At 73.1% G+C, this 22661-nt stretch carries 19 protein-coding genes; 5 read left to right on the top strand and 14 right to left on the bottom strand.

From position 1 onward, the window contains the following. Positions 1–26: 26 nt before the first annotated feature. The 3 genes from ectA to PV963_RS10485 all read right to left on the bottom strand — a co-directional run bounded on the left by ectA (position 27) and on the right by PV963_RS10485 (position 2575). A complete protein-coding gene (ectA, locus tag PV963_RS10495; RefSeq protein WP_274815376.1) occupies positions 27–533 on the bottom strand; it encodes a diaminobutyrate acetyltransferase in 507 nt (168 codons plus the stop codon). Between the two features lie 338 nt (positions 534–871). After that, positions 872–1432: a DinB family protein gene (locus PV963_RS10490; protein ID WP_274815375.1), complete on the bottom strand. Its 561-nt coding sequence runs from the start codon at positions 1430–1432 to the stop codon at positions 872–874. A gap of 42 nt (positions 1433–1474) precedes the next feature. After that, complete coding sequence (locus PV963_RS10485) at positions 1475–2575, bottom strand: pyridoxal-phosphate-dependent aminotransferase family protein (protein ID WP_274815374.1); 1101 nt, start codon at positions 2573–2575, stop codon at positions 1475–1477. A gap of 200 nt (positions 2576–2775) precedes the next feature. Here PV963_RS10485 and PV963_RS10480 point away from each other — a divergent pair, with 200 nt between their 5' ends. The 5 genes from PV963_RS10480 (at position 2776) to PV963_RS10460 (ending at position 7113) form a co-directional block, all read left to right on the top strand. Then, positions 2776–3621, top strand: a complete 846-nt coding sequence (locus tag PV963_RS10480) for a transporter substrate-binding domain-containing protein (RefSeq protein ID WP_274815373.1) — start codon at positions 2776–2778, stop codon at positions 3619–3621. Next, positions 3618–4454: an amino acid ABC transporter permease gene (locus PV963_RS10475; protein WP_274815372.1), complete on the top strand. Its 837-nt coding sequence runs from the start codon at positions 3618–3620 to the stop codon at positions 4452–4454. Before PV963_RS10480 ends, PV963_RS10475 begins: the two co-directional genes overlap by 4 nt. Continuing rightward, positions 4451–5242 carry an amino acid ABC transporter ATP-binding protein gene (locus PV963_RS10470; protein WP_274815371.1) on the top strand — a complete coding sequence of 264 codons (792 nt, stop codon included), beginning with the start codon at positions 4451–4453 and terminating at the stop codon, positions 5240–5242. The genes PV963_RS10475 and PV963_RS10470 overlap by 4 nt, the downstream gene beginning before the upstream one ends. A gap of 21 nt (positions 5243–5263) precedes the next feature. Next, on the top strand, positions 5264–6355 hold the full coding sequence (locus PV963_RS10465; protein WP_274815370.1) for an amidohydrolase family protein: 1092 nt from the start codon (positions 5264–5266) through the stop codon (positions 6353–6355). A gap of 107 nt (positions 6356–6462) precedes the next feature. Continuing rightward, complete coding sequence (locus tag PV963_RS10460) at positions 6463–7113, top strand: hypothetical protein (RefSeq protein ID WP_274815369.1); 651 nt, start codon at positions 6463–6465, stop codon at positions 7111–7113. Positions 7114–7117: 4 nt separating this feature from the next. Here the strand turns inward: PV963_RS10460 and cobC are convergent, their stop codons facing one another. From cobC to PV963_RS10405, 11 genes are read right to left on the bottom strand one after another with little or no spacing between them, the layout of a single operon-like run. Next, positions 7118–8173 (bottom strand): Rv2231c family pyridoxal phosphate-dependent protein CobC, encoded by a 1056-nt coding sequence (gene cobC, locus PV963_RS10455; protein WP_274815368.1) that lies wholly within the window; start codon positions 8171–8173, stop codon positions 7118–7120. Further along, a complete protein-coding gene (locus PV963_RS10450; protein ID WP_274815367.1) occupies positions 8163–9083 on the bottom strand; it encodes a sirohydrochlorin chelatase in 921 nt (306 codons plus the stop codon). The genes cobC and PV963_RS10450 overlap by 11 nt, the downstream gene beginning before the upstream one ends. Before the next feature lie 40 nt (positions 9084–9123). Then, complete coding sequence (cobJ, locus tag PV963_RS10445; RefSeq protein WP_274815366.1) at positions 9124–10806, bottom strand: precorrin-3B C(17)-methyltransferase; 1683 nt, start codon at positions 10804–10806, stop codon at positions 9124–9126. Positions 10807–10855: 49 nt separating this feature from the next. Then, a complete protein-coding gene (gene cobM, locus PV963_RS10440) occupies positions 10856–11674 on the bottom strand; it encodes a precorrin-4 C(11)-methyltransferase (RefSeq protein ID WP_274815365.1) in 819 nt (272 codons plus the stop codon). A 55-nt stretch (positions 11675–11729) separates the two neighbouring features. Continuing rightward, entirely contained in the window at positions 11730–12461 is a 732-nt protein-coding gene (cobI, locus tag PV963_RS10435; RefSeq protein WP_274815364.1) for a precorrin-2 C(20)-methyltransferase, read from the bottom strand. Continuing rightward, positions 12458–13924, bottom strand: a complete 1467-nt coding sequence (locus tag PV963_RS10430; RefSeq protein ID WP_274815363.1) for a cobyrinate a,c-diamide synthase — start codon at positions 13922–13924, stop codon at positions 12458–12460. Before PV963_RS10430 ends, cobI begins: the two co-directional genes overlap by 4 nt. After that, positions 13924–14523, bottom strand: coding sequence for a cob(I)yrinic acid a,c-diamide adenosyltransferase (cobO, locus tag PV963_RS10425; RefSeq protein ID WP_274815362.1), 600 nt, complete (start codon positions 14521–14523; stop codon positions 13924–13926). Before cobO ends, PV963_RS10430 begins: the two co-directional genes overlap by 1 nt. Next, positions 14523–16532, bottom strand: coding sequence for a putative cobaltochelatase (locus tag PV963_RS10420; RefSeq protein WP_274815361.1), 2010 nt, complete (start codon positions 16530–16532; stop codon positions 14523–14525). The genes cobO and PV963_RS10420 overlap by 1 nt, the downstream gene beginning before the upstream one ends. After that, a complete protein-coding gene (cobN, locus tag PV963_RS10415) occupies positions 16529–20194 on the bottom strand; it encodes a cobaltochelatase subunit CobN (RefSeq protein WP_274815360.1) in 3666 nt (1221 codons plus the stop codon). The genes PV963_RS10420 and cobN overlap by 4 nt, the downstream gene beginning before the upstream one ends. After that, the gene (locus PV963_RS10410; protein ID WP_274815359.1) at positions 20191–21702 is read right to left on the bottom strand and encodes a cobyric acid synthase; all 1512 of its coding nucleotides are present in this window, start codon (positions 21700–21702) and stop codon (positions 20191–20193) included. The genes cobN and PV963_RS10410 overlap by 4 nt, the downstream gene beginning before the upstream one ends. Next, complete coding sequence (locus PV963_RS10405; protein WP_274815358.1) at positions 21699–22640, bottom strand: cobalamin biosynthesis protein; 942 nt, start codon at positions 22638–22640, stop codon at positions 21699–21701. Before PV963_RS10405 ends, PV963_RS10410 begins: the two co-directional genes overlap by 4 nt. Positions 22641–22661: the final 21 nt, after the last annotated feature.

Raw genomic sequence — 22661 nt, 5'->3', positions numbered from 1 at the left:
GAAGTCTGAGGGAGTCAGGGGAGAAGTCAGCGGGACAGCGGGCCGATGCGGTACAGGACCTCGGCGTCGTGCGGCCCGTCGGGGAACAGGCCCGTGTCGAACAGCACCTCGCGCTCCAGCCGGGCGCCGTGCCGTTCGGCGAAGGACGTGAACAGGCGCTCCGAGGCGGTGTTGCCCGGGGTGATGGTGGTCTCCACCGTCGTCACCCCGCGCTCGGCGGCGGTCCGGGCGACCAGACCGTCGAGCAGGGCGGCGGCCAGCCCGCGCCCGCGGTGCGCCTCGTCCACCGCCACCTGCCAGACCAGCAGGGTGCGCGGGCTGTCCGGCCGCACGTACCCGGTGATGAAGCCCATCGGCTCGCCGTGCTCGTCACGCGCTACGGCCGACGTGGCCGCGAAGTCGCGGCACCACAGCAGATAGCTGTAGGACGAGTTCAGGTCGAGAACCTTCGAGTCCTTCGCCATCCGCCAGAGCGCGGCTCCGTCAGCCACCGTGGGGCGGTCGATTTGCGGATCTGCTTGTACGGCAGTCATGCGAATTGAACTTACCCAGCGAAATTCAAAATTGCATCGCCGATAGGGCTTACGTATGAGCCAGGCCTGTGTTATCGCGCGGGCGCGAGGCTTCGCACCGAACGGCGGCAATATGCCCGATATTGTCCGGGTAATACCGGGCGAAGCGGTCACGATGTGTAACGCGTCACAGCCATGTAATCGCCACGAGATCTGCCCGAATTCCCTCTCCGAGTGTCCTCAAAATCTTTGGGTTTAGGATCGGAGAAAGCGGGCAGAAGAATACGGGAAGCTGTTCTTGAAAGAATTCTTAATTGTGTGCCAGCTTACATGTGAGTCGTCTCGGAAACACGTTTAATTCAGGCCCCGGTCACTCCGTCGATACGTTCCCGCAGGAGATCGGCATGACCGTTGTGCCGGGCGTACTCCTCGATCATGTGGATCAGCACCCAGCGCAGGCTGACCTCCATCCCGGGCACCGGCCCCTCGGCGACCCGCCCGATGTGGTCCAGCGGCAGCCCCGCGCACAGCTCCCGCCCCCGCGCGATCTCCCGCCGCCAGATCCCGAGCGCCTCGTCGAGCCCCCGCCCCGGGTCCAGCGTGTAGCCGGTGCCGTCCTCATGCACCGGCGGCACGTCGAGCCCGGCGGCCACCCGCTGGAACCAGTTCCGCTCGACCTCGGCGAGGTGCTGCACCAGCCCGAGCAGTGTCAGCGTGGACGGCTCGGCCGACGCGGTCCGCGCCTGCGCGTCGTCCAGCCCGGCGCACTTCAGCTCCAGCGTGGCCCGGTGGAAGTCCAGCCAGCTCTCCAGCATGGCCCGCTCGTCACCGGTCAGATGCGGGACGGGACGGCCGTCGGGAAGGGAGACGGGGGTCTCGGCGGGGGTGTTGGGCGTCCCGGCGGGGGAGTTGGTGGTCATGCCGGGAGCATGGCACGGGCCACTGACAACGACGGGCCCCGACTACCGCCACGCCTCCTCGGCCGCCCGCAGCGCCCCCTCCACATCCACCGACAGCCCCCGCTCGGAGAGCGCAACGCCCAACGCCGCCAGACTCGCCCGCACAGCCCCCGGCGTCGCGTCGGCCCCGTAGTGATTGACCCGGATCATCTCCTTGGCCAACGCACCCCCGCCGGCGGCGACCGGCACCGCCGGATCCGCCTCCAGCGCCCTGTCCACCAGCTCCGACGCCACCACCCCCGAGGGCGCCCGGAGCGTCGTGGCGACGGGCGCCGCGTCCCGCGCCTCGTACACATAGGGCTCCAGCCCGCCACCGAGCGCGACCGCACCGGCCCGCGTGGCAGCCGCGGCCGACGCATGCCGGGCCATCACCGCGGCCGGCCCCACCGCCTCGATCCGCTCCACGCACGCCTGCAGCGCCAGCATCTCCAACTGCGCCGGAGCGTGCGGCAGCGCCTTGCGGCCGCCGTCGATCCAGCGCTCCTTCCAGTCGAGCAGCGACAGATACGACCGGCGCGGCGCCCGCGGGTTCGCCGCCATCCGGGCCCAGGCCCGCTCGCTCACCGACACCGCCGACACCCCGGCCGGCCCGCCCATCGCCTTCTGCGCCCCGATCACGCACAGATCCACGCCCCAGGCGTCCGGCAGCACCGGCTCGGCGCCGATCGAGGCCACCGCGTCCAGGTAGAACAGGGCCCCGTGCTCCCGCACCACCTCGCCGATCTCCGCGACCGGATTGGTGTTGCCGGTCGCCGCCTCCGCGTGCACCAGGGACACGAAGTCGATCTCCGGGTGCTCGGCGAAGGCCTGCCGGATCTGCTCGGCCGTGACCGCCGTGTGGAAGGGCACCGCCAGATCGACCACCGTCGCCCCGCACTCCCGCAGCCAGTCCCCGAAGGTCTGCCCGTACGGGCCCGTGATGACGTTCAGGGCCGTCGTGCCCGGACCGGCCGCGCCGCGGATCGCGCCCTCCAGCGGCAGCAGCGCCTCGCCCTGCATGATCACGACGTCCTGCTCGGTGCTCAGCAGCCGCGCCACACGGTCCTCGATCGCGGCGAAACGGTCCGCACCGAGCGGGGCAAGGTCCAGAAACGGATGCGTCACGGTGGCACTCTCTTCACGTGCGGGGACAACTCGCGGGGACAACGCGCGGGAACAACGGGAACGAGCGTAACCGCCGCGTCCCGGCCCTCTTCGACCGGTGACTTCCCAGGCCCGACGGCTCCGCAGCCATCGGATTGTTTTCAGCCACTCAAACTTCTCCTTATGATCAGAACCCACAGTTCACTCACAGGAGGCTCGCCGTGAACACGCACCCCGGGCACCGGGCCCGCATCCTGGCCGCCACCACCGCGACGGCCGGGCTGCTGCTCGTGGCCGGCTGCACCTCCACCGACGACGGCGGCAGCGGTACGAAGACGGCCGCGGGCGGCGTCGAACTCGTCAAGGCGGGCAAGCTCACCACCTGCACCCACCTGCCGTATCCGCCGTTCCAGTCGGAGATCGACGGCAAGGTGCAGGGCTTCGACGTGTCGCTGATCGATCTGGTCGCCAAGGACCTGGGCGTCAAGCAGGACATCGTCGACCAGCCCTTCGAGAACTTCAAGACCGGCGGGTCCCTCAACGCCGGCCAGTGCGACCTCGCCGCCGCGGGCATGACCATCACCGAGGAGCGCAAGAAGAACGTCGACTTCTCCGACCCGTACTTCAACGCCACCCAGGCCGTGCTGGCCGACAAGAAGAGCGGCATCGGCTCCTTCGCCGGCCTCAAGGGCAAGAAGCTCGGCGCCCAGGCGCAGACGACCGGTGAGGACTACGCCAAGAGCAAGGGCCTCGACCCGGTCTCCTTCGAGTCCTCCGACGCCGTCCTCAACGGTCTGCGCACCGGCCAGGTCCAGGCCGTGATCATCGACTACCCGGTCGTCCAGGGCTGGCTGAAGGACAAGGCCAACGCCGACGCCTTCGAGGTCGTCGACAACCTCGACACCGGTGAGCAGTACGGCTTCACGGTGAAGAAGGGCAACACCAAACTCCTCGCCGCCATCAACAAGGCGATCGAGGACGCCAAGGCCGACGGCACGTACAAGAAGCTGTACGAACAGTGGATCGGCCCGTACGACGAGTCCGCCGCGTCGCCCGCCGCCTCATGACCGACACGGCCACGCCCGAAGTCCAGCCGAAGAAGAAGGGCCTCACCCGGCGGCAGAAGCGCAGCCTCTCGCGCGGCGTCCAGTACGCCGTCTTCGTCGCGGCCGTGGTCGTCTTCGCGGTCTCGGCCGACTGGGGCCGGCTCCAGAACCAGTTCGCGCAGGCGGACATCGCCGAGCGCATGTTCCCGGACGTCATCACGCTGGCGCTGAAGAACACCGTGCTCTACACGGTGACCGGCTTCGCCGTGGGGCTCGCCCTCGGCATGGTGATCGCGCTGATGCGGCTGTCCTCCGTGGGCCCGTACCGCTGGCTCGCCGGGATCTACATCGAGATCTTCCGCGGTCTGCCCGCCCTGCTGATCTTCATCTTCATCGGTGTCGCCGTGCCGCTCGCCTTCCCCGGCACCGAGATCATCGGCGGCACGTACGGGAAGGTCGCCCTCGCGCTCGGCCTGGTGGCCGCCGCGTACATGGCGGAGACGATCCGCGCCGGCATCCAGGCCGTGCCCAAGGGGCAGATGGAGGCGGCCCGTTCGCTCGGCTTCTCGCCCGCGCGGGCCATGATCTCCATCGTCATCCCGCAGGCGTTCCGCATCATCCTCCCGCCGCTCACCAACGAACTGGTGCTGCTGTTCAAGGACTCCTCGCTGGTGCTGTTCCTCGGTGTCACCCTGGAGGAGCGCGAACTGTCCAAGTACGGCCGCGACCTGGCCAGCCAGACCGCCAACTCCACGCCGATCCTGGTCGCCGGACTCTGCTACCTGCTGGTCACGATCCCGCTCGGCTTCGTCGTACGCCGCATGGAGGCGAAGGCCCAGGAGGCCGTGAAATGAGCCGACCCGAGATCGAGGTACGCGCGCTGCACAAGTCGTTCGGCGCCAACGAGGTGCTGCGCGGCATCGACCTGGAGATCGGCCGGGGCGAGGTGGTCTGTGTCATCGGCCCGTCCGGCTCCGGCAAGTCGACGCTGCTGCGCTGCGTGAACCTGCTGGAGGAGCCGACCAAGGGGCAGGTGTTCGTCGGCGGTACGGAACTGACCGACCCGGACGTCGACATCGACGCCGCACGCCGCCGCATCGGCATGGTCTTCCAGCAGTTCAACCTGTTCCCGCACCTGACGGTGACCGAGAACCTCACCCTGCCGCAGCGGCGGGTGCTGCGCCGTGACAAGGCGGCGGCCGCGAAGGTGGCCGCCGAGAACCTGGCGCGCGTGGGGCTGTCCGAGAAGGCGGCGGCCTACCCCTCCTCCCTCTCCGGCGGCCAGCAGCAGCGCGTCGCCATCGCCCGGGCCCTGGCCATGGGCCCCGAGGTGATGCTGTTCGACGAGCCGACCTCCGCGCTGGACCCCGAACTGGTCGGGGACGTCCTCGCGGTGATGCGCATGCTCGCCGACGAGGGCATGACCATGATGGTCGTCACCCACGAGATGACCTTCGCACGCGAGGTCGCCGACCGGGTCGTCTTCATGGACGGCGGCGTGATCGTCGAGGACGGCACCCCCGAGCAGGTCATCGGCAACCCGCGCCACGAGCGCACCCGCCACTTCCTCTCCCGCCTCCTCGACCCCGCCATGGCCGAGGTGGAGGAGGAGACCTCGGACCAGGTGGGCAAGGCCGACTAGCGGCTGACTAGGGTGCCGTACATGAGCGATCGCACGGTGCTGCACGTGAAGGGACGGGTGCTCGTCGGACCCGAGGAGGTCCGCGACGAGCTGTGGGTCGTCGACGGCCGGATCTCCTACGAGCGTCCCGCCGGCGCCCGCGACATCCGTACCGTCAGAGGCTGGGCCCTGCCCGGTCTCGTCGATGCGCACTGCCACGTGGGACTCGACCGGCACGGCGCGGTCCCGCAGGACGTCGCCGAGAAGCAGGCGCTGACCGACCGGGACGCGGGCACGCTGCTGATCCGCGACGCGGGCTCGCCCTCCGACACCCGCTGGATCGACGACCGCGACGACCTGCCGAAGATCATCCGTGCCGGGCGGCACATCGCCCGCACCCGCCGCTACATCCGCAACTACGCCTGGGAGATCGAGCCGGACGACCTGGTCGCCTACGTCGCCCAGGAGGCCCGGCGCGGCGACGGCTGGGTGAAGCTGGTCGGCGACTGGATCGACCGCGACCTCGGCGACCTGTCGGCCTGCTGGCCGCGCGGTGCGGTGGAGGCGGCCATCGCCGAGGCGCACCGGCTGGGCGCCCGGGTCACCGCGCACTGTTTCTCGGAGGACTCCCTCCAGGACCTCGTCGAGGCGGGCATCGACTGCATCGAACACGCGACGGGCCTGACCGAGGACCTCATCCCGCTGTTCGCCGAACGGGGCGTCGCCATCGTCCCCACACTGGTCAACATCGCGACCTTCCCGCGGCTCGCCGACGGCGGCGAGGCCCGGTTCCCGCGCTGGTCGGCCCATATGCGCCGGCTCCACGAGCGCCGCTACGACACCGTGCGGGGCGCCTACGACGCCGGGATCCCGGTCTTCGTCGGCACCGACGCGGGCGGTGGACTGGCCCACGGCCTCGCGGCGGCCGAGGTCGCCGAACTGGTCACCGCGGGCATCCCGCCCGTCGAGGCGCTGGCCGCGGGGACCTGGACGGCCCGGGCCTGGCTCGGCCGCCCCGGCCTGGACGAGGGCGCCCCGGCCGACCTCGTCGTCTACGACGAGGACCCGCGCAAGGACGTGGGCGTGCTGGCCGCGCCGCGCCGGGTGGTGCTGAACGGGCGCGTGGTCGGGTAGCCGCGCCGCCGGGGCTGACCTGGACTCCCGGGCCGGATGGCGGGTCTCGGGCACCTCTGGGAGCGTGGAAGACACGGGGGGCGGACCCGGCAAGGCGGGAGGTCCTCATGCGCATCGCACCCCTGACCGGACTGGTGGCCGTCGTCCTGACGCTCGTCGCCTTCCTGCTGACCGGCGACACACCCGACTACGACGCCACCGGCTCCCAGGTCAGGGCCTTCTACGTCGACCGCGAGGCCCAGACCGGGGTGAGCGTGTACCTGCTGGCGCTCGCTGCGGTGTTCTTCGTCTTCTTCGCCGCCCACCTGGCCCGTGTCGTACGGGACGTCCCGGCGAGCGGCGGCTGGCTGCACCGGGTGGTCCTCGGCGGCGGGCTGCTGCTCGCCATCGGCTTCCTGACCGGGGCCGCGCTGACCCTGACCCTGGTGGACCTCGCCGACGAGCCGACGGTCTCCGGCCCCGCGCTCCAGGCACTCAACACCCTCAACGAGAACTTCTACATCCCCTTCGTCGGCGGCATGGCCCTGATGCTGCTGGGCACGGGGCTGGCCACCGTCCGTGCCGCCGTCAGTCCGCTGCCCCGCTGGCTGGCCTGGGCCGCCGTCGTGATCGGCGTGCTGATGTTCATCCCCTGGATCGGCTTCTTCGCCTTCATGGCGGCCGGGCTCTGGGTCGTCGTCACCAGCATCGTGCTCTCCAGCCGCCCCCAGGACGGCACACCGACCGGGACGGATATGGCCGGGACCGTCCGGCGGTGAGCCGTCAGCCCGCCACCGCACGCTCCAGCGCCCGCAGGAATCCGTCCACCGTCCCCCGGTCCCGCACCGCCAGCCGCAGCCACTCCTCGTCCAGGCCGGGGAAGGTGTCCCCGCGCCGCACGGCGTAGCCGAGGTCGCGCAGGCGGCTGCGTACGGTCGCCGCGTGCGGCAGGCGGATCAGGACGAACGGGCCCTGCGCGGGCTCGACCACCCGTAGCCCGGCCGGGGCGAAGCGGGCGAGGCCCGTCAGCAGGTGGGCTCGGTCCGAGGCGATGCGGTGCGCCGCGTGGGCCGCCTCCGCAACCGCCCGTGGCCCCACGCACGCCTGTGCCGCGGCCAGCGCCGGCGTCGACACCGGCCACAGCGGCTGCGCCCGTGCCAGCTCCCCGACGGTCTCCGGCGCCGCCAGCACGTACCCGATCCGCAGTCCGGCCAGCCCCCACGTCTTGGTCAGGCTGCGCAGCACCACGAGGCCGGGCACGTCGACGCGGTCCGCCAGGGCCTCCCGCTCGCCCGGCACCGCGTCCATGAACGCCTCGTCCACCACCAGCAGCCGTCCGGGACGGGCGAGAGAGGCGATCACCTCCGCCGGGTGCAGCACCGACGTCGGGTTCGTCGGATTGCCGATGACCACCAGGTCCGCGGCCTCGGGGACGGCCGCCGGATCCAGCCGGAAGCCGTCCTCCTCCCGCAGCAGCACCCGGTCGACCGTGTGCCCGGCGTCGCGCAGCGCGGCCTCCGGCTCCGTGAACTGCGGGTGGACCACGACCGGCCGCCGCACCTTCAGCGCCCGCGCCAGCAGCACGAACGCCTCCGCCGCCCCCGCCGTCAGCAGCACCCGCTCCACCGGCAGGCCGTGCCGCGCCGCCACCGCCGCGCGTGCGGCCCGCCCGTCCGGGTAGGCCGCCAGCCCGCCCAGCGACGCGGCGATGTGTTCCCGCAGCCACGCCGGCGGGGTGTCCGCGCGGACGTTCACGGCGAGGTCGACGAGCGAGCCGCCGTCGTCCCGGACCTCCGCGTCCCCGTGGTGCCGCAGATCGTGGCCGCTCTCAGTGGGCATGGGAGTGCGCCCCGTGGTGGTGCCCGTGGTGGTGGCCGTCGTCGTCCGGGTGGAAGTGCGGCTGCTGCGGCATCCCCACCTTGCCCTCGAAGCCCGGCAGCGCGACGCGGTACACGCACGAGTCGCAGTTCATCCGCAGGTCCCCCTCGACGGCCTCCGCGTACCGCTCCCACACCAGGTCCAGCAGCTCCGGCTCCGGCCCGATGACGTCCGCCGAGCGCACCTCGACCTCCGGGTGCGCCGCCGCCCAGCCCTCCGTCTGCAGCCGCACCCGGTCCGGCAGGATGCCGGCGAACAGGAAGTACGGGAGCACCACGATCCGGCGGGCGCCGAGCCGCACGCACCGGTCGAGTCCGCTCGGCACGTCCGGCGCCGCCAGCGACACGAACGCCGTCTCGACCCCCGCGTACCCGCGTCCCTCCCACAGCAGCCGCGCCGCCTTGTGCACCTCGGCGTTGGCGTCCGGGTCCGTCGACCCGCGCCCCACCAGCAGCACCGTCACATCGGCCCGGTCACCCGGCCTGCGCCCCGCGGCGCCGCCCAGCGCCTCGTCCAGCCGCCGCTCCAGCACGTTCAGCAGCGCCGGGTGCGGGCCGAGCGGACGCCCGTACGTGTAGGAGATCCCGGGGTGCCGCTCCTTCTCGCGGGCCAGCGCCGCCGGGATGTCGCCCTTGGCGTGCCCGGCGGACACCAGCATCAGCGGTACGGCGGCGAACCGCCGTACGCCCCGCTCCACCAGCTCGGTGACGGCCTCGCCCAGCGGCGGCGGGGACAGTTCGATGAAGCCGCCGGCGACGGGCAGTTCCGGGTGGCGGGCCCCCAGCTCCCGCACGAAGTCGCGGAACGCCTCGGCTCCGGCGTCGTCACGGGTGCCGTGGCCGGCGATGAGCAGGGCGGGCGGGGTGGTCACAGTTTCTCCTCGGCGGAAGCGGGATGGTGGACGACGCGGTTCACTCGGGCTCCTCCTGCCAGCGGTAGCCGCGCGGCGTCACCATGCGCCCGGCGATCTCGCGGGTCGCGGTGTTGCCCACGGTGACGACGGTCATCATGTCGACCGTCGCCGGGTCGAGCGCGGCCAGGGTCGTGAGCCGGGCGGACTCGTCCGGCCGCGAGGCGTTGCGTACGACACCGACCGGCGTCGTCGGCGCCCGGTGCCCGGCGAGGATGTCCAGCGCCTTGGGCAGCTGCCAGTCGCGGCCGCGCGAACGCGGGTTGTAGAACGTCACCACGATGTCGGCCTCGGCCGCCGCCCGCACCCGCCGCTCGATGACCTCCCACGGCGTGTGCAGGTCGGACAGGCTGATCGACACGTGGTCGTGGCCCAGCGGCGCGCCCAGGATCGCCCCGGCCGCGAGCGCCGCCGTCACGCCGGGCACGCCGACCACGTCGATGTCGTCGGACGCCTCGGCGAGCGCGGGGGAGGCCATGGCGTACACGCCCGCGTCCCCGCTCCCGATCAGTGCGACGGCCTGCCCCTTGCGGGCCTCCTCGACGGCCGTGCGCGCCCGCTCCTCCTCGGCCCCGAGACCCGACTGAAGGATCCGGGTGCCGGGCCGCAGCAGATCGCGGATCTGGTCGACGTACTGGTCGAGTCCGACGAGCACGCGAGCGCGCCGGAGTTCGGCCTTCGCGCGCGGCGTGAGCAGGTCCCGGGCACCCGGCCCGAGCCCGACCACCGCGAGCCGCCCGCGCCCGGGCCGCCGTACGACGGCGCAGGTCGCCATGGCAGGCGTCGCGGCCGACTTCCGCTTGGGGACGAGGAGTTCGCCCCCGCGCACCAGGGCCGCGGCCTCCGCGACCGAGGGCGTACCCACGGCGGCGAGCGGCGCGTCGGACGGATTGGGCACCTCCACCCCGGCCAACTCCCCGGCGGAGTACGTCACCAGGGGCACACCGAGCCGCCGTGCGGCCTCGACGAGGCCGGGCTCGGCGGCCTTGGCGTCGACGGTGGCGAGCTCGGCGACCGACGCCGCGGACAGCCCGGCCTCCCGCAGGGCGCCCTCGACCAGAGCGAGCACCTCCTCGACGGGTGCGCCCTTCGACGCCCCGACCCCGACGACCAGCGACGGCGGGCGCAGCACCACCTCGCGCCCGGCCGTCTCGACGAGCCGGTCGGTCAGCCGGATCGTGTACGACCCCTCGGCGGCCACCGGGAGCGGCGGCAGAGGCCAGGCCACCTCGGCCCGCAGCGCCACCGCCTCACCGTCCAGCAACGCCCGGGAGACCCCGGCGACATCGCCCTCCACGGGCAGGCCGAGGGTGTCGAGCCCGGGCAGGTCCACGGCGTCCGTCGCCGTGGTCACGACCGGCTCGGCGCCCAGCAACTCCCCGACCTCCCGGGCGAGTTCGTTGGCCCCGCCCGCGTGCCCGCCCATCAGCGACACCGCGAACCGACCGCCCTCGTCGACGCACACCACGCCCGGGTCCGCCGTCTTGCCGGACAGCAGCGGCGCCACCAGCCGCACCACCGCCCCCGTCGCCAGGAAGCACACGAGCTGCTCGCACTGCGTGAACGCGGCCCGTACGGCGTCCCCGACGGGACCCTCGTACACGCGCGTGCGGTCCGGCCACGCGGCGGCCAGCCGGTCCCGCGCGGCCGCTCCCGCCGCGGTGGCGGAAATGAGCCCGATCACTGGGCGACTCCTTCTTCGATTTCCTCGACACCTGCAGGAGGTCGGACGGTCATGTACGGGCACCCCTTTCGCGCAGCGCCCTGCGGGCCTCGGGGTCGGCCTTGCGGTAGCCGTGGAAGTGGCCCGGGTGGTACAGGTGCGAGCGCGTGCCGTGCGCCTCGAGCGCCGGGCCGACCAGGAACAGCGTGTGCTTCCAGAGCTTGTGTTCCTTGACCGTCTCCTCCAGCGTGCCGATCGTGCACTTCACGATCAGCTCCTCCGGCCAGGTCGCCTGGTAGGCGACCACGACCGGGGTCGTCGTCGGATAGCCGCCCTCCAGCAGCTCCCGCACCAGCTGCCCGCTGCGGGCCGCGGAGAGGAAGATCGCCATGGTGGTGCCGTGCCGGGCGAACTCGCGGACCTCCTCCCCGGGCGGCATGGGCGTCTTGCCGCCACCGAGCCGCGTCAGGACGACGGACTGCGCGACCTCGGGAACGGTCAGCTCGCGCTGCGCCAGCGCGGCGACGGCGGAGAAGGCGGACACCCCGGGCACGACCTCGGTCGCGAGGCCCATCTCGGCACACCGGTCGAGCTGCTCCTGGGTGCCGCCCCACAGGGCGGGGTCGCCGGAGTGGATCCGGGCGACGCGCAGGCCCTCCTCCCGGGCCCGCCGGTACACGGCCACGACGTCCTCCAGGGACATGGCCGCCGAGTCGAGGACCTCCGCGTCCTCGCGCGCGTGCTGGAGGACCTCCGCCTGGACCAGGCTGGCCGCCCAGATCACCACGTCGGCCTCGGCGATGGCGCGCGCGGCACGGAACGTCAGCAGGTCGGCGGCGCCGGGGCCGGCACCGACGAAGGTCACCTTGCCGGTGGGGGCGTCGGCCATGGAGTGGGTCCTCTCGTACAGGGGGTTACCGGTGGGCAGGTGATGCAGGTCCGCGTCAGAGCTTTCCGCCGCGCCCGCCGTCGCGCCGTGCGGGGGAGATGAGCGTCGACAGATAGGGCAGGGGAGTGCCGTCCAGGTCGGCGGCCGGCCGGATCGACTCCTCCGTCAGCCCCAGTGCCGACCCCCACACCGCGTCGCCGATCCGCCCGGTCTCCCGCAGCGCCTCGGCGACCTCGTGTGCCTGCCGGCCGAACTTGTAGGCGACGACGGTCCCGGGGCCGGCGAGGGCCTCCTTGAGGACCGTCGCCCCCGCCGTGACGGGCACCAGCGTGAGCGGCTCGGTCCCCTCGGTCAGCACGGCGCCCGACCGCGCGGCGAGGTCCTGCATGGCGGTGATCCCGGGCACGGTCTCGACGACGGTCCCCGGCACCAGCTCGGTGATGGTCTGCGCGAGATACGTGAAGGTGGAGTACACGTTGGGGTCCCCGATGGTCGCGAAGGCCACGGCCGCATGCCCGCGCAGCAACTCGGCGACCCGCTCGCCCGCCGCGTCCCAGGCCGCCTCGCGCCGCGCCCGGTCGCTCCGCTCGTTCAGCGCGAACACGACCCGGACGACCTTCTCCTCGGGCACGTAGTGCAGCACGGTCGCCTCGGCGCGCCCTCTTTCGCCCGTGTCCATCACGGGCACTACGACGACTTCGGCCTCCCGCAGGGCGTTCACGCCCTTGACGGTCACCAGCTCCGGATCCCCGGGGCCGACCCCGACTCCGACCAACCTGCTGCTCATGACGTCCGGCACCTCTCCACGAACCGACGGGCGACACCGGGCTCCGCAGCCCAGTGCGTGTGCAGATAGCTCGCGTGCACACCGTGCCGCACGAACCCCTCGACGCGCCGCTGAGGGGTCCGCAGGCCCCAGGCGGGTTCGGCCCCCGCCCCGGGCTCCACGACGGTCCGGTGGAACTCGTGCCCCCGCATCCGCGTCCCCGCCGCCGCGAGCACACTGTCGCCGACGGCCACGGCGTCCCGGTACCCCAGGGTCAGCCGCCCGGTCATCCGCGCCCCGGCGTCCAGCACCCCGCACATCGGCTGTCCGTCCAGCTCCCGGCACAGATACAGCAGCCCGGCACACTCGGCGGCCACCGGAGCACCGCTCTCCGCCAGGTCGGCAACGGCCTTGCGCAGGGGTTCATTGGCGGACAGCTCGGCGGCGTACACCTCGGGAAACCCGCCCCCGATCACCAGCCCCCGCGTCCCTTCGGGCAGTTCCTCGTCCCGCAGCGGATCGAAGGGCACGACGTCGGCACCGGCGGCGGCAAGGAGCTCGGTGTGCTCGGCGTAGGAGAAGGTGAACGCCTCACCGCCGGCGACGGCAACGACCAGCCCGTCCGGCGTTTGAGGACGAGGCCGTTCAGGCCGATCGGGGGTCCAGGGGGCGGAGCCCCCTGGCGGGGTCGAAGGGGCGGAGCCCCTGGAGGATGGGACGGGTAGGGGCGGCGGGGGCGAGGAAGCCACAGCCGCAGCCGCATCCCAGGCCTCGCACGACAAAGCCCCCGCACCCCGCGCCAACCCCATCAACGCGTCCAGATCACAACCGTCGGAGACCTGCGCGGCCATGGCCGCAACAGCCTCCACCGCCTCAGCCCGCCGCTCGGCGACCGGCACCAGCCCCAGATGCCGCGACGGCGTATCGACCTGCGGAGCCCGCCGCAGCACCCCGAGCACCGGCACCCCCGTCTGCTCCAACGCCTCCCGCAGCATCCCCTCATGCCGGTCCGACGCGACCTTGTTCAAAATCACGCCCCCGACCCGCACCTCCGGATCCCAGGAGACGAACCCGTGCACCAGCGCCGCCACCGACCGGGATTGCGACGACGCGTCGACGACCAGCACCACGGGCGCCCGCAGCAGCTTCGCGACATGAGCCGTGGAGGCGAGCTCCCCCTCCCCGGCGGCGCCGTCGTACAGCCCCATCACGCCCTCGACGACGGCGAGGTCACACCCGCGCGCCCCGTGCAGGAACAACGGCCCGACCAGCTCCGGCCCGCACAGATACGCGTCGAGGTTCCGCCCCACCCGCCCGGTCGCGAGCGCGTGGTACCCGGGGTCGATGTAGTCCGGCCCGACCTTGTGCGGGGACACGGCGAGCCCCCGTGCGGCGAACGCGGCCATCAGCCCCGTGGCGACGGTGGTCTTGCCACTGCCCGACGAGGGCGCGGCGACGACCAGCCGGGGCACGGACGAGGACATCACCACTCGATGCCCCTCTGCCCCTTCTGCCCCGCGTCCATCGGGTGCTTCACCTTGGACATGTCGGTCACGAGGTCGGCGAAGTCCAGGAGCTTCTCCGGGGCGTTGCGCCCCGTGATCACCACATGCTGGGTCCCGGGCCGGTTCCGCAGGACGTCCACGACCTCGTCGGTGTCCACCCAGCCCCAGTGCATCGGGTAGGCGAACTCGTCCAGCACGTACAGCCGGTAGGTCTCCGCCGCCAGGTCCCGCTTGACCTGCTCCCACCCCTCCCGGGCCTTCTCCTCGTTGTCCAGCTGTGCGTCGCGCTGCACCCAGGACCAGCCCTCGCCCATCTTGTGCCAGGCGACGGACCCGCCCTCACCGGAGGCACCGAGCACACGCAGCGCGTTCTCCTCGCCGACCTTCCACTTCGCCGACTTGACGAACTGGAACACCCCGATCGGCCAGCCCTGGTTCCAGGCCCGCAGCGCGAGCCCGAAGGCGGCCGTCGACTTGCCCTTGCCGACGCCGGTGTGCACGACCACCAGCGGCCGGTTCCGGCGCTGTCGGGTCGTCAGACCGTCGTCCGGAATCACACTCGGCTGTCCCTGCGGCATTACGCGACCCTCCTCGAAGTCCCCTGCACATCCCTGACCAACCCGGCGATCGAGTCGGCCCGCAGCTCGTCCAGCGTCACGGCGGTGCCGCCCAGCTCACCGGCGAGCTGCCCGGCGAGCCCGAGGCGCACCGGCCCCGACTCGCAGTCCACGACGACGGACGCGACACCCTCGGCCGCGAACAGCCGTGCCGCCCGCCCGGCCAGGGCGACCGGCTCCGGGCCCCCGGTGGCCCGCCCGTCCGTCACGAGCACGACCAGCGGCCGCCGTGCCGGATCCCGCAGCCGCTCCACCCGCAGCACGTCGTGCGCGCGCAGCAGCCCGGCGGCCAGCGGCGTACGCCCGCCGGTCGGCAGCGACTCCAGCCGGGCCGCCGCCGCGTCCACGGACGAGGTCGGCGGCAGCGCGACGTCCGCGCCCGAACCCCGGAACGTCACCAGCCCCACCTTGTCCCGCCGCTGGTAGGCGTCCAGCAGCAGCGACAGCACGGCGCCCTTCACGGCACTCATCCGCTGCCGCGCCGCCATCGACCCGGAGGCGTCCACCACGAACAGCACGAGATTGCCCTCGCGCCCCTCGCGGGTGGCCTGCCGCAGATCGTCCCGGCGCACCACCAGACCCGGCCCGGACCGCCCGCGCGCCCGCTGGTGCGGCGCCGCGGCCTGCACGGTCGCCGCCAGGTGCAGCTTCGTGAGCGTGCCCCGCGGTCGCCGGGACCCGGTCGTCCGCCCGTGCTCGGTCCGCGCCCGCGAACGCCGTCCGGCGGCACCCTCGCCGATCCCGGGCACGCTCAGCACCTTGGTCCTAAACGGCTCGGCAGCCCGTACGGCCGACCGCTCACCGGCGCCCGAGGGCTGCGGCTGCCCGTTCTCCCCGGCTTCTGGCCCGGCCCCGGTGTCGTCACCCTGGGGCCCCTCGTCGGGCTCCGGCTGCCCGCCGCCGCCCCCGCCGGGTCCGTCCGGCCCCTGGCCGGGGTCCGGATCCGGGTCGTCGTCCCCGGAGAACTCCTCCAGCGTCTCGTCCAGCTTGTCCTCGTCCAGCCCCGGCGCGTCGAAGGGGTTGCGCCGACGGCGGTGCGGCAGCGCGAGCAGCGCGGCCTGCCGGACGTCCTCGGCGAGCACGTCCGTACGCCCCGCCCAGGCCGCCAGCGCCGTCGCCGTCCGCGCCATCACGATGTCGGCGCGCATGCCGTCGACCTCGAAGGCCGCGCAGGTCGCCGCGATCTGCCGCAGCGCCCCGTCGCCCAGCCGCACGGACGGCAGCAGCTCCCGCGCCGCGACGATCCGCGCCCGTACGTCGGCCTCCTCGTCCGCCCACCGGGCCGCGAAACCGTCCGGATCGGCGTCGTAGGCGAGCCGCCGCCGGACGACCTCCACCCGCTGGTCGGGCTCCCGCGAGGCCGCGACCTCGACGGTCAGCCCGAACCGGTCGAGCAACTGCGGCCGCAGCTCGCCCTCCTCGGGGTTCATGGTGCCGACGAGCAGGAACCGGGCCGCGTGCCGTACGGAGACGCCTTCGCGTTCCACGTACGAGGCGCCCATCGCGGCGGCGTCCAGCAGCAGGTCGACCAGGTGGTCGTGGAGGAGGTTGACCTCGTCCACGTAGAGGATGCCGCGGTGCGCGGCGGCGAGCAGGCCCGGCTCGAAGGCCTTCACGCCCTCCGACAGCGCCCGCTCGATGTCCAGCGCGCCGACCAGCCGGTCCTCCGAGGCGCCGACGGGCAGCTCGACCATCCGGGCCGGACGGGACCGGCCGTCGGCTCCCGGCGCGTGCGGCCCGTCCGGGCAGGCGGGGTCGGGGGAGCCGGGGTCGCAGGAGAAGCGGCACTCGGGGACGACGTCCACCTGAGGCATCAGCGCGGACAGCGCCCGCACGGCCGTCGACTTGGCGGTGCCCTTCTCACCGCGCACCAGCACACCGCCGACCGCCGGCGACACGGCGTTCAGCAGCAGCGCGAGCCGCAGGTCGTCCTGGCCCACCACGGCCGTGAACGGGAACGGGGTGCTCACTTGTCGTCACCTTCCAAGTCGCCTTCGAGCTCCAGGTACGTGGCACGCAGCCGGTCCAGCGTCTCCGCGTCCGGCTCCGCCCACAGTCCGCGGTCGGCGGCCTCCAGCAGCCGCTCGGTGATGCCGCGCAGCGCCCAGGGGTTGGACGTCTTCATGAACTCCCGGTTCTCCGGGTCGAAGACGTACTCGGCGCTGAGTTTCTCGTACATCCAGTCGTCCACGACCCCGGCCGTGGCGTCGTACCCGAAGAGGTAGTCCACGGTCGCGGCCATCTCGAAGGCGCCCTTGTAGCCGTGCCGCCGCATGGCCGCCATCCAGCGCGGGTTGACCACGCGGGCGCGGAAGACCCGGTGCGTCTCCTCGCCCAGCGTGCGGGTCTTCACCTGGTCCGGTACGGCCGAGTCGCCGACGTACGCCTCGGGGCTCGCGCCCGTCAGATGGCGGACCATGGCGACCATGCCGCCGTGGTACTGGAAATAGTCGTCGGCGTCGACGAGGTCGTGCTCGCGGGTGTCCACGTTCTTGGCGGCCACGGCGATCCGCTTGAACGCCGTCTCCATGTCCCCGCGCGCGGCCCGCCCGTCCAGCCCCCGCCCGTAGGCGTAGCCGCCCCACACCGCGTACACCTCGGCGAGGTCCGCGTCGGAGCGCCAGTTGCGCGCGTCGATCAGCGGCAGCAGACCGGCCCCGTACGCCCCCGGCTTGGAGCCGAAGATCCGGGCGGTCGCCCGGCGCCGGTCGCCGTGCTCGGCGGTGTCCTCGTCGGCGTGCGCCCGGACGTAGTTCTGCTCGGCGGGCTCGTCCAGCTCGGCGACCTTGCGCACGGCGTCGTCGATCAGCCCGACTACGTGCGGGAACGCGTCCCGGAAGAAGCCCGAGATCCGGACCGTCACGTCGATACGCGGCCGGCCGAGCTCCTCCGGGGAGATCACCTCGAACCCGGTCACCCGGCGCGAGGCGTCGTCCCACACCGGCCGGCAGCCCAGCAGCGCCAGGATCTCGGCGATGTCGTCGCCCTGGGTGCGCATGGCCGAGGTGCCCCACACCGTCAGGCCGACGGACTTCGGGTACGCGCCGGTGTCGGTCAGATACCGCTGCACCAGCGAGTCCGCGAGCGACTGCCCGACCTCCCAGCTCAGCCGGGACGGAATCGCCTTGGGGTCGACGGAGTAGAAGTTGCGTCCCGTCGGCAGGACGTTGACCAGACCGCGGGTCGGCGAGCCGGAGGGGCCCGCAGGGACGTAACCGCCGTCCAGCGCCCGCAGGATGTGCCCGATCTCGTCGGTGGTCCTGGCCAGCCGCGGCACGACCTCCGTGCAGGCGAACTCCAGCACCGCCACGGCGTCGGCGACGTCCCTGCCGAGCACCTCCCGGACCAGCGCCGGGACCTCGGCGACCGCCCAGCCCCGCTCCTCCATGCCCTCCGCGATCCGCCGGCACAACTGCTCCAGCAGGTCGATGGCGTCGGCGGCGGTGCGTGCCGGGCCCGCCACCAGGCCCGTCAGCTCCACCGGCACCTTCACCGCAGTGCCCGGCTCGGCCAGCAGCTCCTTCTCCACCAGCCCGAAGTGCTCCGCCAGCGCCGCCCTCAGCCCGGGCAGCGCGTCGGCCTGCCCGCCCCACACCTGCGAGGCGCGCAGCACCGCCAGCACGAGGTTGACGCGCGGTTCACCGACCGGGCCGCCGCCCAGGATGTGCAGGCCGTCCCGGATCTGCACGTCCTTGATCTCGCACAGATAGCCGTCGATGTGCATGACGAACTCGTCGAACGCCTCGTCGTCCGGCTGCTCGTCGACATGCAGGTCGTGGTGGAGCTCGGCGGCCTTGACGAGGGTCCAGATCTGCGCGCGCACGGCCGGGGCCTTCGCCGGGTCCAGGTCGGAGACGAGCGCGTACTCGTCGAGGAGCTGCTCCAGCTTGGCCAGGTCGCCGTAGGTGTCGGCGCGGGCCATCGGCGGCACCAGGTGGTCGACGACCGTGGCGTGTCCGCGCCGCTTGGCCTGGGTGCCTTCGCCCGGGTCGTTGACGATGAACGGGTAGATCAGGGGCAGCTCCCCGAGCACGGCGTCCGGGGCGCAGCCGGCGCTGAGCCCGAGGCCCTTGCCGGGCAGCCACTCCAGCGTGCCGTGCTTGCCCATGTGCACGATCGCGTCCGCGCCGAAACTGTTCTCCAGCCAGCGGTAGGCCGCCAGGTAGTGGTGGGACGGCGGCATGTCCGGGTCGTGGTAGATCGCGATGGGGTTCTCGCCGAAGCCGCGCGGCGGCTGGATCATCACCACGACGTTCCCGAACTGCAGGGACGCCAGCACGATGTCGTCCCCGTCGACGTAGAGGCTGCCCGGCGGCTCGCCCCACGCCTCGGTCATGGCGTCCCTCAGCTCCGGGTCGAGCTGGTCGAACCAGGCCCGGTAGTCCGCCAGCGGCACCCGCGCGGGCGCGGCGGCCAGCTGCTCGTCCGTCAGCCACTCCACATCGTGCCCGCCCGCCGCGATGAGCCGGTGGATCAGCTCGTCACCGCCCGCGGGGTACTCGGTGAGGCCGTACCCGGCGTCCCTGAGCGCGTCCAGCACCCGCACCGCAGAGGCCGGGGTGTCCAGCCCGACGGCGTTGCCGACCCGTGAGTGCTTGGTCGGGTACGCGGTGAAAACGAGCGCGAGCCTCTTCTCGGCGTTCGCCTTGTGCTTCAACCGCGCGTGCCGTACGGCGATCCCGGCGACCCGCGCGGCCCGCTCCGGGTCGGCGACGTACACGGGCACGTCGGCGCCCTTCTCGACGACCTGCTCCTTGAAGGAGAACGGCACGGTGATCAGCCGCCCGTCGAACTCCGGGATCGCCACCTGCATCGCGGCGTCCATGGGGGACAGGGCGGCGTCGGACGCCTCCCAGGCGCGCCGCGAGGACGTCAGGCACAGCCCTTGCAGCACGGGGATGTTCAGCTCGGCGAGGGCGCCGATGTCCCAGGACTCCTCGTCACCGCCCGCCGAGGCCTGCGAGGCGTGGGTGCCGCCGGCGGCGAGGACGGTGGCGACGAGGGCGTCCGCCCGCCCGAGGATTTCGTACAGCCCCGCGTCGGCCCCGCGCAGCGAACCGCAGTACACGGGCAGCGCGTTGGCGCCCCGCGCCTCGATCGCGTCGCACAGGGTGTCCACGAAGGCGGTGTTGCCGCTCAGCTCGTGCGCCCGGTAGAAGAGCACGCCGACGGTCGGCCGGCCCTCGGCCTGTGCGCGCTCGCCCCGGACGCCGTACTCCGGCATCCGCTGCGGCGCGGCGAAGCCCTCGCCCGTGAGCAGCACGGTGTCGGACAGGAACCGCGCCAGCTCCGTGAGGTTGGCCGGCCCGCCCTCCACGAGGTACTTCAGCGCCTCCGCCACGACACCCGCCGGCACCGACGACTCGGCCATCAACTCGGCGTCGGGAACGGCCTCTCCGCCCAGCAGCACGGTCGGGACGCCGGACGCCTTCAGCGCGGCGAGCCCGTCCTCCCAGGCCCGCTTGCCGCCGAGCAGCCGTACGACGGCGATGTCCGCGCCTTCGAGGAGCGCCGGAAGCTCCTCCCCGACATCCACGCGGGTCGGGTTGCCGATCCGGTACGAGGCACCGGCGGCGGCCCGGGCCGCCAGCAGGTCCGTGTCGGCGGTCGACAACAACAACACAGTGCTCATGCGGGCGCTCCCGGTGGAATGAAGGGCAGTCCTCGCGGCGCGCCCGACTCGATGAGCCGCCACAGCGCGTCCGTGTCCGCGTGCTGTTCGATCAGGTCGCCGAGCCGGTCGAGCTGCTCCTCGCGCAGCGCGGCGAACGAGGTGTCAGGCGCCGGCACGAAGCGGCGCCCCGCGGCGGCCGCCACCTCGCGCAGGAAGGCCCGCCGGAACCCGTCCGATTCCAGCGAGCCGTGCCAGTGCGTGCCCCAGGTCTGGCCGACCCGGCAGCCGTCCAGGAAGGGGGCCCCTCCGGTGACGTCGGCGACGCCGTGATGGATCTCGTAGCCCTCGACGCGCTCCCCGAGGGCCTCGCCCGCCGGCCGCGTGAGGGTCTTCTCGCGGGCGAACCGCACCCGCACGGGCAGGGTCCCGAGCCCCTCGACATGACCCCGGCGGCTTTCGACGTCGTCCTCGATGTGCTCGCCGAGGATCTGGAAGCCGCCGCAGATCCCGAGGACGGGCCGCTGCTCGGCGGCCCTGCGCACGAGCGCGCCGGCCAGCCCGCGCTCCCGCAGCCACTCCAGCGCACGGACGGTCCCCCGGGTCCCGGGCACGATGACGAGGTCGGCGTCGGCGAGCTCCTCGGGCCGGTCCACGAACCGCACGACGACACCCGGTTCGGCGGCCAGCGCGTCCACGTCGGTGAAGTTGGACATGAGCGGGATCGCGCACACGGCGACCCGCAGGACGTCCTCGCCGACGGGCGGGGCGACGACCGACTCCCGCACGGTGCCGCGCAGGGAGACCCGCAACCCGTCCTCCTCGTCGATCCCCAGCCCGTTCCGGAAGGGCAGAACGCCGTACGTACGCCGCCCGGTGAGGCCCTGGAGCATGTCGAGACCCGGCTCCAGCAGGGAGACGTCCCCCCGGAACTTGTTGACGAGGAACCCGGCGACGCACTCCTGGTCCTCGCGCGACAGCAGCGCGACGGTCCCGAAGAACGAGGCGAAGACACCGCCCCGGTCGATGTCCCCGACGACGAGCACGGGGAGCCCGGCGTTGCGGGCGATCCCCATGTTGACGATGTCGGTCCGGCGCAGATTGATCTCGGCGGGACTGCCCGCCCCCTCACAGATCACCGCGTCATACGTGCCCCGCAACTGCTCCAGACAGTCCAGCACGGTCCCGAGCAGCTTCTGCTGCCGTCCGCCGTGGTACCCGCGGGCGCTGAGCTCCCCGACCGGCTTGCCCAGCAGCACGACCTGACTGCTGCTCTCGCCACCGGGCTTGAGCAGCACGGGGTTCATCAGCGCGGTCGGCTCGACGCGGCAGGCCTGCGCCTGCATGGCCTGCGCCCGCCCGATCTCGGCCCCTTCCTTCGTCACGAACGAATTGAGGGACATGTTCTGCGCCTTGAAGGGCGCGACCTTGACGCCCTGCCGCACCAGCCACCGGCAGACCCCGGCGGTCACGACGCTCTTGCCGGCGTCGGAGGTGGTACCGGCGACGAGAAGCCCACCGCCCGTCATGACGTACGCCCTTTCGCGATGCGGCGCGCGGCGACACAGACGCCGAGCGCGAGCCAGCCGACACGCCTGGACAGCCGTACGGCCCGTTCGATGTCCCGGGTGCCGACGCGGCGCCCCGCCCCGTTGAGCACGGGCCGGTGCTCGACGCGCCCGCCGTACGACAGGGTCCCGCCCAGCCGCACGCCGAGCGCCCCCGCGAACGAAGCTTCCACGGGCCCGGCGTTGGGGCTCGGATGCTTGGCGGCATCGGCACGCCAGGCCCGCACGGCTCCCCGTGGATCGTCCCCTGCCAGGGTCGCGAGCACGGCGGTCAGCCGGGCCCCGGGCCAGCCCGCGAGATCGTCCAGCCGCGCGCAGGCCCACCCGTACCGCCGGTACCGGGCCGACTTGTGCCCGACCATGGCGTCGAGGGTGTTGACGGCCCGGAACCCGAGGAGCCCCGGCACACCACCGACGGCCCCCCACACGAGCGCCCCCACGACCGCGTCGGAGGTGTTCTCGGCGACGGACTCGACCACGGCCCGGGCGATCCCGTCGGCGTCGAGTGCCTGCGGATCCCGCCCGCACAGATGCGGCAGCCGCTCCCGGGCCCCCTCGACGTCCCCCGCCTCCAGGGCACGCCCGACGGCCCGCGCCTCCCGCGCGAGCGAAGTCCCCCCGACCACGGCCCAGGTGGCAGCACCGGTCAGAACGACCGACGCGACGGCGGAGTCCCGCACGGCGCGCGCGGCGGCGCCCCCGAGCGCGACGGCCCCTCCCGCACACACCACGGCGTGCAGCGCGCCCCACCCCCGGTGGTCCCGCCACAACACCCGTTCCACGGCCCCCGCGGCCCGCCCGAACACGGCGACCGGATGCCCTCGGCGAGGATCGCCGAGCAGCAGGTCACCGATCAGACCGGCGGCGGCGCCGTACGCGAAGACGCGGCCGGCACCCATGGGCTCAGCCGCCCACAGGGG

The sequence above is a fragment of the Streptomyces coeruleorubidus genome, from assembly GCF_028885415.1.
Classification (GTDB): domain Bacteria; phylum Actinomycetota; class Actinomycetes; order Streptomycetales; family Streptomycetaceae; genus Streptomyces; species Streptomyces coeruleorubidus_A.
This window is presented reverse-complemented; position numbering and strand designations above follow the sequence as displayed.

Coding starts and splice junctions, on each gene's coding strand:
- cobM (WP_274815365.1), bottom strand. CDS start 11,674: ATGGCCGACGCCCCCACCGGCAAGGTGACCTTCGTCGGTGCCGGCCCC.
- PV963_RS10430 (WP_274815363.1), bottom strand. CDS start 13,924: ATGTCCTCGTCCGTGCCCCGGCTGGTCGTCGCCGCGCCCTCGTCGGGC.
- cobN (WP_274815360.1), bottom strand. CDS start 20,194: ATGAGCACTGTGTTGTTGTTGTCGACCGCCGACACGGACCTGCTGGCG.
- PV963_RS10405 (WP_274815358.1), bottom strand. CDS start 22,640: ATGGGTGCCGGCCGCGTCTTCGCGTACGGCGCCGCCGCCGGTCTGATC.
- PV963_RS10465 (WP_274815370.1), top strand. CDS start 5,264: ATGAGCGATCGCACGGTGCTGCACGTGAAGGGACGGGTGCTCGTCGGA.
- PV963_RS10410 (WP_274815359.1), bottom strand. CDS start 21,702: ATGACGGGCGGTGGGCTTCTCGTCGCCGGTACCACCTCCGACGCCGGC.
- ectA (WP_274815376.1), bottom strand. CDS start 533: ATGACTGCCGTACAAGCAGATCCGCAAATCGACCGCCCCACGGTGGCT.
- PV963_RS10475 (WP_274815372.1), top strand. CDS start 3,618: ATGACCGACACGGCCACGCCCGAAGTCCAGCCGAAGAAGAAGGGCCTC.
- PV963_RS10490 (WP_274815375.1), bottom strand. CDS start 1,432: ATGACCACCAACTCCCCCGCCGGGACGCCCAACACCCCCGCCGAGACC.
- cobI (WP_274815364.1), bottom strand. CDS start 12,461: ATGAGCAGCAGGTTGGTCGGAGTCGGGGTCGGCCCCGGGGATCCGGAG.
- cobO (WP_274815362.1), bottom strand. CDS start 14,523: ATGCCGCAGGGACAGCCGAGTGTGATTCCGGACGACGGTCTGACGACC.
- cobC (WP_274815368.1), bottom strand. CDS start 8,173: ATGCCCACTGAGAGCGGCCACGATCTGCGGCACCACGGGGACGCGGAG.
- PV963_RS10470 (WP_274815371.1), top strand. CDS start 4,451: ATGAGCCGACCCGAGATCGAGGTACGCGCGCTGCACAAGTCGTTCGGC.
- PV963_RS10460 (WP_274815369.1), top strand. CDS start 6,463: ATGCGCATCGCACCCCTGACCGGACTGGTGGCCGTCGTCCTGACGCTC.